This is a genomic window from Acetobacterium sp. (genome assembly GCF_039830195.1).
GTDB lineage: Bacteria > Bacillota > Clostridia > Eubacteriales > Eubacteriaceae > Acetobacterium.
On sequence record NZ_JBDODG010000010.1, the window covers coordinates 20,392 to 33,215 of the forward strand.

Genomic DNA, 12,824 nt, shown 5'->3' on the forward strand with positions numbered 1-12,824 from the left:
GATGTATTTGATTGAATAGTGCATTCTAAACCCTGGTTTTAAAAAGTACATTTCTTGATCGATAACATTCACTGAAACAGCAATTTTTTTCAGATAATGATATTATGATAATATATAGCCTTTCTTTCGTGAAAATAACATATCAAGCATTACTATTTAGTAATTATTATATCAGTGTAAGTTGGTAAAATAATTTTTAAAAACAAAAAAACTGGCTGCGTTAACAACCAGTTGTGGATAAACTACTTTTACACTCAGTCTGTACCCGGTTTAACAAGTGCCGCAGATCTTCTGTGCTGCCGAATCACTAAGTAATCCTGATCCGGCAATTATTCATTATGCTTTTATTCCCAACCAAAGTATTGAGTTGAGCACCAATTATTTGCAATTTTCGATCTTAGTACTTAGTAACCGGAGTGTTTGCAATTTCCGGATGATTGCCGCCGTATACAAATTTCTTATACTGGCTGGCGGCCACACTGAACTGATTATTTTGAACCGTCATTGTATCTGACAATGGGGTGTAAAACACATATGTCAGTGGTCCGTGAATAATGTTTTCTTTGACCTCGATTGACTTGACCAGACCATTGGCAGTATTCGTTCTGGAATCTCTCACGTAGACCAGTTTAAAGCCTTCGGTCGATCCTGATGGATGGGCACCGGTCTGTTCTATTTGGATCCGGTTATTATTAATTTGTACTGTTGGCTGATAATTATCGGTCAATCGGATACTTGCCAATTTTCCGAGTGCATATTTTGCTTTGACATCGTTGTTGTTAAAAACGAAATGATTGATTTCTTCACTTGTGATTGGAAATCGAAGATCATAAACATCGATGATGTTATTAACCACGGTATAGTTTTCAGCATATTGTGTTAGATCCATGAAATCCACATGTAATTGAGTTTTCGGTTTTCCCAGGCGTTCAGCATAGGTTTCTTCAACGATAAAGGTATTGTTGGTATACACTCGCGTTAATGGACCCGTTCCGCTTTTGGATTTAATCAAGGCATTGTTCGTTTTGTAATCATTGAAACAGATGTTGTTTTTCCAGGTGTTGTTGGTGTAGGTTACACTGCTGGCGCTTAAATATGCGTCGTATAATGCGACATCAAAATCTGCCTTCATCCCTTCAACGTGATTTGAATCATAGACAACTTCTTTGTTTTCAGCCAGGATGAATGCATGGTATAAACTGGTACTTTGTTCATCCCACCAGTTATCATCGTTCTTGACGCTATTGTTATATACGCCGACAAATTTTCTGGACTCTTTGAGTTGGGATTCGTAGGCGGTATCATTTGTTACGCCCATATATACCAGAACATGGCGGAAATTTTGAATGGTATTATTGCTGATTTCAACGTAATTAAATGGTATATCATTTAAAACGATGAAAGTGTTTCCGGTATTCAATACCTGATTATCGGCAAAGATAAATTGATCGATTCCAAAATCGACTGTTTCGGGATTAGTGCCAATACTTCCTTTTAAGCGATAAAAAGAGATATCGCCCTGGAAGGTACAGCCTCTAACCTCGACGCGGTCAACCTTAGCTGTTGATTTTTCATCTTCGTATACGATAACCAGTGGGCTGGCGCCGGCCAGATTGGTAAACTTCACGTTTGTGATGGCCAGATTCCGGGTCGTGCTCGGATTGAGCAGTGCTTTTGTTCTGTTTTCGAAGATCAGTTCCGTTGCATTCAGACCGGTAATCTGAACATTGGGATTGGTCACCACTTCAGATGTATTCCCGATGTAGAAGCTACCATTCAGAGTGATACTGCCATAGGTATTCAGTGCCCGGCTCAGCAGGGCGGCATTCTCATCTTTCTTGCTGGCATCGTTCGCAATGAGTCCGTAATTGTCTGTCGTAGGCGTTGGTGCGGTTACCACCGGTTCTGCAATTGGCGGCGATGTGCTGCTTGTCGGTTCGGTTTCTTCGGGCACAACCGAAACATTTGCTGGTATTTTTTCAATGACGATTTCTATCGCTTCCAAACGTAGGCTTTGTCCTTCTGACCCGGCAAGAGCACCATCCGATACCCATCCCTGAGCCCAACCTTGATTTTGAATGTGGGTACGATATTTGACTGAATAATCAGCAGCACGCTCTCCTGTCAATCTGATCTGAATACCTTCCAATCGGTAACTCTGGCCTTCTGATCCGGAAAACCCTCCATTTGAAGCCCAATTTTTTTCCCAACCGATATTCTGAACATGGGTTCGGTATTCAATTCCGAGACCTGCCGGCACATTTCCCGACAATTTAATTTCTATTCCCTCTAAACGCAAGCCCTTGCCTTCGGAGCCGGATAAGGCGCCATTGAACATCCAGCCTTGCGCCCAACCCTCATTCTGGATATGAGTTCTATACGTAACCCCCACGGTATCAGCAGCTGTTGTTTCTAACTCTGTAGCAAATGCCTTTGTTGAAAATAACACGATCAGCATCATAAGAACTACCAGGAAGCTCAAACTGATCTTGTTCAATCTGATATTTGTATTCATGAAATTATTTCCTTTCGGTAGCCGGCTGCCTTTCTTTTCAGGGAAGGTCCTTAGCTTTGCGTCCCAACTTTTCAGTTGGTTTGCCTTTTCGTTGAAATTTGAAGCACACAAAAACTCTTCTTTCGGTAACTGGCTGCCATTTTACAGGCCCTATAGTTTTGCGTCCCCGTCTTTCGGCAGGTTTGCCATTATCGTTGAAAAGTTTATTAGTCGCTAATTATTAAATTTTGATATTTTAAAAATGATTGCTCTTGTTAAAAAACACCCATATGTGAGTTTTTTAGTTGCTAAATCTCACATATGAATGTTTAATATTTGCTCTATACTTCTACTCGGCTGCCAAGCTCTGGCCGACCACCAAGTTTTTGTTTGCGGTATGGGGCCAGGTCTTCTAGAGAAAATTTGTTCATTTCTTTAGAGATTTTATCTTAGTACTTAGTAACCGGAGTGTTTGCAATTTCCGGATGATTGCCGCCGTATACAAATTTCTTATACTGGCTGGCGGCCACACTGAACTGATTATTTTGAACCGTCATTGTATCTGACAATGGGGTGTAAAACACATATGTCAGTGGTCCGTGAATAATGTTTTCTTTGACCTCGATTGACTTGACCAGACCATTGGCAGTATTCGTTCTGGAATCTCTCACGTAGACCAGTTTAAAGCCTTCGGTCGATCCTGATGGATGGGCACCGGTCTGTTCTATTTGGATCCGGTTATTATTAATTTGTACTGTTGGCTGATAATTATCGGTCAATCGGATACTTGCCAATTTTCCGAGTGCATATTTTGCTTTGACATCGTTGTTGTTAAAAACGAAATGATTGATTTCTTCACTTGTGATTGGAAATCGAAGATCATAAACATCGATGATGTTATTAACCACGGTATAGTTTTCAGCATATTGTGTTAGATCCATGAAATCCACATGTAATTGAGTTTTCGGTTTTCCCAGGCGTTCAGCATAGGTTTCTTCAACGATAAAGGTATTGTTGGTATACACTCGCGTTAATGGACCCGTTCCGCTTTTGGATTTAATCAAGGCATTGTTCGTTTTGTAATCATTGAAACAGATGTTGTTTTTCCAGGTGTTGTTGGTGTAGGTTACACTGCTGGCGCTTAAATATGCGTCGTATAATGCGACATCAAAATCTGCCTTCATCCCTTCAACGTGATTTGAATCATAGACAACTTCTTTGTTTTCAGCCAGGATGAATGCATGGTATAAACTGGTACTTTGTTCATCCCACCAGTTATCATCGTTCTTGACGCTATTGTTATATACGCCGACAAATTTTCTGGACTCTTTGAGTTGGGATTCGTAGGCGGTATCATTTGTTACGCCCATATATACCAGAACATGGCGGAAATTTTGAATGGTATTATTGCTGATTTCAACGTAATTAAATGGTATATCATTTAAAACGATGAAAGTGTTTCCGGTATTCAATACCTGATTATCGGCAAAGATAAATTGATCGATTCCAAAATCGACTGTTTCGGGATTAGTGCCAATACTTCCTTTTAAGCGATAAAAAGAGATATCGCCCTGGAAGGTACAGCCTCTAACCTCGACGCGGTCAACCTTAGCTGTTGATTTTTCATCTTCGTATACGATAACCAGTGGGCTGGCGCCGGCCAGATTGGTAAACTTCACGTTTGTGATGGCCAGATTCCGGGTCGTGCTCGGATTGAGCAGTGCTTTTGTTCTGTTTTCGAAGATCAGTTCCGTTGCATTCAGACCGGTAATCTGAACATTGGGATTGGTCACCACTTCAGATGTATTCCCGATGTAGAAGCTACCATTCAGAGTGATACTGCCATAGGTATTCAGTGCCCGGCTCAGCAGGGCGGCATTCTCATCTTTCTTGCTGGCATCGTTCGCAATGAGTCCGTAATTGTCTGTCGTTGGCGTTGGTTCGGTTACTGCTGGTTCGGTTACTGCTGGTTCGGTCACTGTCGGCTCGACTGTAGTTGGTTCAGCCACAGTTGGTTCTGTCGTTGTTGGCTCAGTCACCGTTGGTTCTGTTACAATCGGCTCTGTTGCAGTTGGTTCAGTCACTACGACAGGGGTTTTGGGAGGTTTTACTTTTGGCGCTGCCAATGCACTAACTGGCACAGTGCTAAATAGTAAAAAAAATGCGACTAAAAAAACAGATAACTTTTTCATGATGGTATTCCTTTCGGTAGCTGGCTGCCATTTTACAGGCCCTTAGCTTTGCGTCCCAATCTTTCGACTGGTTTGCCTTTTCGTTGAACAAGAAGATTAACAAACAAAAAACTCTCCCTTCGGTAACTGGCTGCCATTTTACAGGCCCTGTAGTTTTGCGTCCCTGTCTTTCGGCAGGTTTGCCTTTATCGTTGGAAAGCTATTCCACGACGAATATTATAATATTAATATATAGTATTTATGAATTTACATTATCACATCTTAGCTGCATTGTCAATATTTATTTTAAATATTTTAGATCAGGTGATTTATTGCTGAATTTTAAAACCAAGTCGTCAAAACTTCCATTAATCATTCGCTTTGTTGGGCAAATTAATCCAACTACCAAGTAAATAATCATACGACTCCGGTGAGAACTTTCCAAATCCAGATTGCGGATGCAAGGTTAATTCGCCAAAGTATAACTGTTCATTTGTTTCGTAAAAATCGACTCTGATAAAAGCAGTATCCGCTGCCAAGATTTCTGCAAGATAAACCATCTTATCGTAATCTCTGGGTCGCGGTGTTAATCGTCCGCTATTTGGAGCATATCGTTTAAACGGCATGAGCTTCCAATCAGTATCATAAATGTCGATATTCAGGACCTGTCCATTCTTTGTATTTCTATTCATACAGACAAAAGTACACTTGACTTTACCCCCAAAACACATAAATTTATAATCTTTCAACTCGATGCCTGATTCATCAACAATGAAACTTTCACAAAGAATACGTGGTTTAATATTTTTGTACTGCCACTCTCGGCCAAACCAATACCAGTTTTTTTTCATCCACTTCTTCAGACTTTTTTTTGCTTTGTCGACATTAAGCGCTTCTTTATCTACGCAAATTATATTTGAACTAGACCCATGTGTGCATTTTAAAACAAAGCTTTTTGGTAAATCATCCCAGTTTATCTCATCAACGCTATCATAGACACCTTTTAGGGGTATTAAATACTCTGCACCAATTGTTTTTCTGATATGTTCTCTAACCTCATATTTATCGGCAAATTTTGTGTATTCCGGTTTTCGATCATGGAGTTTTAACCATTGCAGTTTTTCATTAAAAGAACGCGGGTTATTCAGATTCAAGTTCTTTCCTATTAAATACTTATACTTCAACTTTAAGAATTTTTCATCTGGAATAAGTCGCGAAATTCTTAACCTTAACATGAAACGCACAGCATGTTTCGGGTTTTTTATCCATTTAAATATATTTTTCACTATCATCTGACCCTCACTTTATATTCATTCAGATATCCTCAACTGTTTTTCAACTCCGTTTTAGATAACCGATAAATGATGCTTCCTACTGCTAATATTATACTAATATGCTTTCCATAGTAATAAATCAGACCAACTGACATAAATATATATCCAGCAATGATTGCAATAAAAGAATAGCACAACAGTTTAGAAGTAAGTTTTGATGCTTTTAGTAAATCTTTAACGACGATAATGTTCGCAATATAAAATAATGCAGTTCCCACAATCCCTGTTCCAACCATTAGTTCAATTACATTATTATGAGAATAAACATCGCCTTCGCTGTTTATATAACCATACAAATATTTGTAGTTATCAATACCATAACCAAATAATGGCCGTTCTTTGAACCATACCCATCCCCATTTGATCATATCTGATCGTGTATTGATCGATCCTTCTGAAGTACCCTCTCCTAAAATAAACTGGAACATACTAACCATTCTTCTGCCAATAATTTCATAAAATATTGCGACATTGTTTATCACAAATATAACAATACCGATCAGGACAATACTTACTAAAATGGATTTTAACTTACTTTTCAAATTTCCATTTTCTTTGAAAATCAGAACAGTTGCCATCGATATCACCACAAGGATCAACGCTTTTCTCGAGCCGGTTAACAAGATAACGGTCAGGTTTGTTAAGATAATAATTAAATACCAGTAATTCCTATTTTTTAATAAATAGAACAGACCAAATATTGAAGAAATTCCAATAATTATACCAATTGCATTTTCATTTCCCAATTCACCCCCAAACCGATTTAAAATGGTAAAATCGGCATTGATCAGAATATAAATACTGGCTATAAAACCCGAAAAAACAAAACATTTCATTAAATAAAACACTTTTTCATAAGAATCCATATAATTTATCAGCGATAACATGAGTATATAAATTAGAATCAGTGTTTGAACTTTAGTGACGGATGTAATTGGATCAATGGCGTACAAAACTGATATAATACAGACAACTATAAACAGCATATATATAAACATAAATGTATTAAAGACAATTTTCTTTTGCAAAATTATAATCTCAACCCAAATTAGGCACATTAGAACTAATGCTAGAGAATTACTCACTAGCGTCCACTCTGCTCGGAATGTGAATAAGTACAGACTTAATATATACATAAACATTACGAAATTGGTTACTTGACTTAAAGTGATTCTTTTCATCTTGCTTTACTCCCGTCCAATTTATAAATGAATTAGCAAAGATCTAAATCTTAATTTATATTTTAAAATGTTGCGAATCACAAATTCATCCACTTCAAAATATCAAACGCTCTCTTTTCGATCGATAGTTTTTTTGATTTCTGAAAGGATTTTTCGCTGAGTTGCTTCCTTAGTTCCACTGATTCCATCAGTTTAATGATTGCATTTCTGATTTCTTTTACATTTTCCGGATCAACTAAAATCGCATTTGTCTTGTCCAAAATATCATAGTTAAATGATCTGTCGGCACTGATAATAGGTAATCCACAGGCCATTGCTTCAATGATTGCATTGCTGCATCCTTCATTTAGGGTGGGCAAAACAAATACATCACAAGTACTAAGCATTAAAGGCACTTCATCATGAGGCAAAAATCCCTTGAAAATAATATTATTACTTTCGGGGCGATCCTTTCCGCCACCAATAAGAACCAGTTTTATATTTTCATTTGTTTTCACCGCTTCTAATAAACGCATTACTCCTTTTGATTCGTTGAAGTTTCCTGTGAAACCGACAATAAAATCGCTGCTGGAAAACCCATATTTTTTACGCATCTCACTTTTTTGTCTCGGGAAAAAAACCGTATCATCAACAGCATTTGGAAAGACTTCAATTTTCTCTTCTGAAATCAAATTAAAACCAAGCAACTCTTCCTTCTTTGCTGATGATACCGCCACAACCCCATTTATCCCCTTGAAATACTTTTTTAACCGACTTTTTCCAAGCACTTCTACTCCCCAGGATGTGCTCTCTCCGTAAGCAAAATATACTGGCAATTTAATTTCATTTCCGACAACTGCCGCTGCTGCTCCTGCCGGAAATATAAAATGTGCATATAAACAGTCTGGTTTGAGATTGTATTTTTTGATCGTATTTTTTACAGCTTTCATGAACAAATGAAAGGTAAGCACTCCAGTGTTGAAACCGCCTACTTTCGTAGCGTAAAAATACAAATACCGCGGACAGAATAGTTCTATTACACTGCCATTTTTTGTCTTTTTTGTCCAACTGGTAGGAGGCATTAAATGACTGTGACCAATTTTCTTTCCAACCGGATTAATGACCGTACATTTAATTCCCTGATCCGCTATAGCACAAACAAGTTTATCCACAAACGTATAGAAATAAGGCATTTTTTCATGCGGATAACCATAGGTTATAATACATATATGTTTTATATCACTCATTTAATCCCTCGCAATTTACTAATCAGAAATCACTCTATTTAGATTCTAAATCCATAGGACTTTTTTGTAACCGCCCGATGAAGAATATAAATGATATACCGCAAAAACTCAAATAAAGTCACTTTCGTGTTAATTAGATTGATTAAACCATCATTCACTTTGCAGTATTTTATCGAATATCTAAAACGTTCAAGAGCAATCATTGCTAACACTTTGTGTTTATTTTCTTTTGATAGTTGTTCAATTCTATGTCCAAATCTATTCAAATAAAATTCATCAATAGCTAATAAGCCTTCATAGGTATCTTTTTTTTCTCTAACTTCATAGTGAATGATTAAAGTACATTCATCAATAAATGCGAGTTTGTGTTTTTCCAGAATTCTTGCCAGAAATTCCAGATCCTGATTCCTGTTAAACGACTCATCATAACCACTCACCGCTTCAGCAATATTTTTTCTGATTAAGAGATTTGAGCCTGAACCGATATATATAGACCGCATTAATGCCTGAATATATAAATTGCCTTGTCTGTTTTCCGAAGATACTAGAATTTCGTTATTTCCTTTTATTTTTTTATATTTGGTATAACATGCTCCCCATGTTTTATCAAGCCGTTCCATCAGATCGATTTGAGATTCAAGCCTTTCTGGAAGCATCTCATCATCGTCATCCAAAAATGTAATATAATCTCCTGATGCTTTTTTTAACCCGGTATTTCTGGCAGCCGCACCATTCTTATTAAACTCATGCTTGAGATATAAAATATTGGCTGTATTCGCATAGTTATTCATCAACTTTTCAGTTTCAGATCTAAATTCGGTATTCGCATCATTATCATCAACGACAATTATTTCGATATTTTGATAACTCTGACAACGTGCACTTTCTATAGCACGTTCTAAATAAATTGGCCTTCTATAGGTTGGTATAACAACACTGACTAAAGGTTTTTCAGAGCTAATACTCATGTCAATATTTACCTCACTTAGTATTTGACTGTTTCATCTACAGACAGATTTGATTTATTATAGAATGCTCTGATATAGCTCTAGCATTCGCTCTTTTACAATCTCTTCATTATATTTCTTAGCTTCATCCAAATTTCTCTGACCCATTGTTTTCCTCAACTCTGGATCAGCGATAATTTTATCGATGCTTTCTGATATTTTCCCGACTTCTTCCGGTTGATGCAAAAATCCACCTTCACCATCAGCAAGCAGATCTGTATTACCTCGGATTGATGATGCTACAATAGGTAATCCCACAGACATGGCTTCCATGACAGCCACCGGCAATCCCTCCTGATATGATGGAAAAACAAAGATATCTGATGCCATGCAAATTTCTCGAATATCATTGCGAAACCCCAAAAATCGCACTTTCTTCTCGATACCTAAATTAATTGCCAGCTCTTTTAGGTCATCTTCAAGAACACCCATTCCGCAAATTAAATAAATGAAATTCCGATTCTTCAGTTTAGCAACTGCTTTTAATGCTGTTTCATGATTTTTCCTTTTTATCATTTCCCCAACCGTTAACAAAACCATTGTCTGATCGGGAATTTCTAATTCTTTTCTTTTTTTTCGTCGATCCATCACAACATTATTAACATCAATTCCGATTCCTGGAATATACTCTACTCGACAAGAATTAAAGTGCTTTTTAGCCCTTTCATAGTCTTCTTTGTTCATTGTTATCAGAAGATCTGTGTATCTGCCCAAAATAAGCTCAGCGGGATAATACACTAGCCAGTTTAAGATTGGAGCGCCCTTATAGAAGTGAAATCCGTGAGCCGTATAAATTATCTTTGAAACTTTAGCTTTCTTACCACAGAGTCTTCCCAGGACTCCTCCCATTGGGGTATTGCAGTGAATTGCGTCAAACTTTTCATCATTCATTAAGCTTAACATTTGCCTGTAAGCTTTGCGATTCTGCCTGAAATTGTAAGGGTTTCTATCAATATCGATATGATGAATTTTTATATGATATTTCGATGCATCATCTTTGAAATTCGAACAATTTGCAGCCAGATGAAATTCATAGCCCATTTCCTGAGCTGCAACAATCGAAGGAATGGCAAAATTTGTTATTTGATTAGTTACGTTCATAATAAATAGTAATTTTTTCATCGTTAGTCCCCTTGAAGCTAATTGCTATTTGTTTTCTGAATTTTTCGTGTTGCCCAGTTCTTAAGCACTCTTGTTATCATTCCTCTTCGACCTCTGTCAAAGCGATCGACTCCAGAAATCCCCGTATCTGGTAATTCACTTGATATTCACTCATTGATTTTTCATAAACTAAACTTCCAAAGACCTTATTAATCAATTCCACTTTTAATCCGAGTAGCTTTATAACACCATTGAATATTCTAGTTAAACATATCTTTCTTCCATGTACTTCTGCGATAGTTTTCACCAATTCGCTGGTATTCACATATTCTTTATTCTGGGGAAAGAAATAACCCGAGTCTTCTTGATCAATCACGACTCTGACAAATTCACATAAATTGTCAATGTAAAGCATACTTCGCTCATTTTCAATCTTTGGAAAGCATGGTAGTTTCAACGCCATATTAGCTAGTCTCGGGTAATTCCCTTTGCAGTCTTTTCCATAAATCATCGGTGGTCTGAGAACCGCTACATTGAAATGATCGTCCGCCAATTGAATAATGAGCTTTTCGGCCTCGAACTTTGATATCGCATATGGCGTTTTGGGTGTTGGTAGTGTTTCGGGTTTGATATAACCGGACTCACATCCATAAACTCCCATTGTACTCATGAAAATAAATTGGTTGATACCTGATTGTTTAGCTTTTTTTGCCACATCGAAAGCTAAATCCCTATTTACTTCAAAGTATTTTTCTGAATCACTTTCTTTAACATGAACAATGGCGGCGAGATGATAAACAACATCATACTGAGAAAAGTCTTGGTCTTTCCAATCGTCACCTCTTAATCCAATACTATCAACTTGATATGCTTCCGGCCACTGTCTAAGCCAATTTTCAAAACTGATGCCCACATAACTATTCGCACCAGTGACTAGAATCTTTTTCATTTTAATACTCCTTCGCTAACGGCTGATATGGAACATTATACTTTTATAACCATCATTTTCTTACCGTCTCTTCCGACTCATTTTTATTTTCAGATTCATCCATTTTTATCTTACCCGTACCACCTTCAACGACGCCTTCTTTTTTGAGAACACTTTTGATCGTGCCTAAAAAGCATTTAATATCCATCCCCAGGTTCATATTTTTAACGTACTCACCATCAAGTTTTGCTTTCAATTCAATGGGTAATTCATCACGGCCATTAATTTGAGCCCATCCCGTAAGTCCCACTGGTACATCATTCGCACCATATTTGTCACGCTCCGTAATTAAATCATACTGGTTCCAAAGAGCTGGTCTTGGTCCAATGATGCTCATCTCTCCAACTAAAATATTCCAAATTTGCGGTAATTCATCCAGGCTTGTTTTTCTTAAGATCTTTCCTGATCTTGTTATATACAATTCAGGATTCTCCATAAGATGGGTCGGAATGTCCTTGGGAGCATCGATTTTCATGGTTCTGAATTTTAATACAAAAAAATGAGATTTGTGAATTCCTACACGTTTTTGTTTAAAAAGAACTGGACCCCTGGAATCAATTTTAATGATTATTATGATTATTAAAATCACAGGTAACAGAATAACAATTCCGATTAATGAAAATACTATGTCCAGAATTCGCTTAGTTTTAGAATAACTTATGCTCCACACCCCCTTGTATTAGATTGTGATATATTTACCCTAAATACATCTAAATAATCGATCATCAGCAGCATTTTGATACACTTCATGATATCCTGATGAAAACAGTTAATACGAAAGTGATCTACCCAAGTACATTTACCCGATTCCATAGTATAATTTTCGATTAATCACATATCAAATCGAAGCCAGTCAGGTTTTTTCTTAAAAATATATTATCCCTCTTGTTTTTAAACGGAACCGTTGGGTATAATATGCTTGAGGTGATAGATTATGAAAGTTGAGTACAACAAAATTGTTCGGGATAAGATTCCCGAAATCATTAAAGGCAGCGGACGTACCTGTGAGTACAAAATCTTAGGTGAATCAGAAGTAAGAGATGCATTAAAAGAAAAGCTTCTTGAAAAGGCTCAAATTTTTTTGAAGAGACCCTCGGAAGATGAACTTTCGGATATCTACGAATTGCTAGATGCAATTGTGGAAACCTTTGAGTATGAGCCACTTCATATTGATTATTTAAAAATTCAGAATAAAGAAAATAAGGGTACCTATTCTGAAAAAGTTTTTCTGATCTCAGTAGATGACGGCCAATAGTATTACACAAAAAACGACAGGACTGATATCAGATTCTCTGACTTCAGTCCTGTTTTTTTGATTGAAT

At 37.1% G+C, this 12,824-nt stretch carries 10 protein-coding genes and 4 riboswitches; of the genes, 1 reads left to right on the forward strand and 9 read right to left on the reverse strand.

The window, feature by feature from the left end; genetic code table 11:
- Positions 1-397: 397 nt before the first annotated feature.
- The 9 genes from ABGU93_RS03455 to ABGU93_RS03495 all read right to left on the reverse strand — a co-directional run bounded on the left by ABGU93_RS03455 (position 398) and on the right by ABGU93_RS03495 (position 12,163).
- The gene (locus ABGU93_RS03455) at positions 398-2,515 is read right to left on the reverse strand and encodes a hypothetical protein (RefSeq protein WP_347412117.1); all 2,118 of its coding nucleotides are present in this window, start codon (positions 2,513-2,515) and stop codon (positions 398-400) included.
- Between the two features lie 13 nt (positions 2,516-2,528).
- Positions 2,529-2,610, reverse strand: a riboswitch (cyclic di-GMP riboswitch).
- Between the two features lie 26 nt (positions 2,611-2,636).
- Positions 2,637-2,712, reverse strand: a riboswitch (cyclic di-GMP riboswitch).
- 231 nt (positions 2,713-2,943) lie between these two features.
- Entirely contained in the window at positions 2,944-4,578 is a 1,635-nt protein-coding gene (locus ABGU93_RS03460; RefSeq protein WP_347412118.1) for a hypothetical protein, read from the reverse strand.
- Between the two features lie 120 nt (positions 4,579-4,698).
- Positions 4,699-4,773, reverse strand: a riboswitch (cyclic di-GMP riboswitch).
- Positions 4,774-4,804: 31 nt separating this feature from the next.
- Positions 4,805-4,880: riboswitch (cyclic di-GMP riboswitch) on the reverse strand.
- Positions 4,881-5,033: 153 nt separating this feature from the next.
- Entirely contained in the window at positions 5,034-5,957 is a 924-nt protein-coding gene (locus tag ABGU93_RS03465) for an ATP-grasp fold amidoligase family protein (RefSeq protein ID WP_347412119.1), read from the reverse strand.
- A gap of 32 nt (positions 5,958-5,989) precedes the next feature.
- Positions 5,990-6,865, reverse strand: a complete 876-nt coding sequence (locus ABGU93_RS03470) for an O-antigen ligase family protein (RefSeq protein WP_347412120.1) — start codon at positions 6,863-6,865, stop codon at positions 5,990-5,992.
- A gap of 392 nt (positions 6,866-7,257) precedes the next feature.
- Complete coding sequence (locus tag ABGU93_RS03475) at positions 7,258-8,406, reverse strand: glycosyltransferase family 4 protein (RefSeq protein WP_347412121.1); 1,149 nt, start codon at positions 8,404-8,406, stop codon at positions 7,258-7,260.
- A 38-nt stretch (positions 8,407-8,444) separates the two neighbouring features.
- The gene (locus ABGU93_RS03480; protein ID WP_347412122.1) at positions 8,445-9,374 is read right to left on the reverse strand and encodes a glycosyltransferase family 2 protein; all 930 of its coding nucleotides are present in this window, start codon (positions 9,372-9,374) and stop codon (positions 8,445-8,447) included.
- A 57-nt stretch (positions 9,375-9,431) separates the two neighbouring features.
- Entirely contained in the window at positions 9,432-10,535 is a 1,104-nt protein-coding gene (locus ABGU93_RS03485) for a glycosyltransferase family 4 protein (RefSeq protein ID WP_347412123.1), read from the reverse strand.
- Positions 10,536-10,611: 76 nt separating this feature from the next.
- The gene (locus ABGU93_RS03490; protein ID WP_347412124.1) at positions 10,612-11,463 is read right to left on the reverse strand and encodes an NAD-dependent epimerase/dehydratase family protein; all 852 of its coding nucleotides are present in this window, start codon (positions 11,461-11,463) and stop codon (positions 10,612-10,614) included.
- Between the two features lie 52 nt (positions 11,464-11,515).
- Positions 11,516-12,163 carry a sugar transferase gene (locus ABGU93_RS03495; RefSeq protein WP_347412155.1) on the reverse strand — a complete coding sequence of 216 codons (648 nt, stop codon included), beginning with the start codon at positions 12,161-12,163 and terminating at the stop codon, positions 11,516-11,518.
- Positions 12,164-12,436: 273 nt separating this feature from the next.
- Between ABGU93_RS03495 and ABGU93_RS03500 the strand changes: the two genes are divergently transcribed.
- Positions 12,437-12,757, forward strand: a complete 321-nt coding sequence (locus ABGU93_RS03500) for a nucleoside triphosphate pyrophosphohydrolase (RefSeq protein ID WP_347412125.1) — start codon at positions 12,437-12,439, stop codon at positions 12,755-12,757.
- The last annotated feature ends 67 nt before the right edge of the window (positions 12,758-12,824 follow it).

What these genes read in the sequence shown, in the direction of transcription:
- ABGU93_RS03465 (WP_347412119.1), bottom strand. Translation starts at nt 5,957, where the DNA reads ATGATAGTGAAAAATATATTTAAATGGATAAAAAACCCGAAACATGCT.
- ABGU93_RS03455 (WP_347412117.1), bottom strand. Translation starts at nt 2,515, where the DNA reads ATGAATACAAATATCAGATTGAACAAGATCAGTTTGAGCTTCCTGGTA.
- ABGU93_RS03490 (WP_347412124.1), bottom strand. Translation starts at nt 11,463, where the DNA reads ATGAAAAAGATTCTAGTCACTGGTGCGAATAGTTATGTGGGCATCAGT.
- ABGU93_RS03470 (WP_347412120.1), bottom strand. Translation starts at nt 6,865, where the DNA reads ATGGATTCTTATGAAAAAGTGTTTTATTTAATGAAATGTTTTGTTTTT.
- ABGU93_RS03485 (WP_347412123.1), bottom strand. Translation starts at nt 10,535, where the DNA reads ATGAAAAAATTACTATTTATTATGAACGTAACTAATCAAATAACAAAT.
- ABGU93_RS03475 (WP_347412121.1), bottom strand. Translation starts at nt 8,406, where the DNA reads ATGAGTGATATAAAACATATATGTATTATAACCTATGGTTATCCGCAT.
- ABGU93_RS03500 (WP_347412125.1), top strand. Translation starts at nt 12,437, where the DNA reads ATGAAAGTTGAGTACAACAAAATTGTTCGGGATAAGATTCCCGAAATC.
- ABGU93_RS03480 (WP_347412122.1), bottom strand. Translation starts at nt 9,374, where the DNA reads ATGAGTATTAGCTCTGAAAAACCTTTAGTCAGTGTTGTTATACCAACC.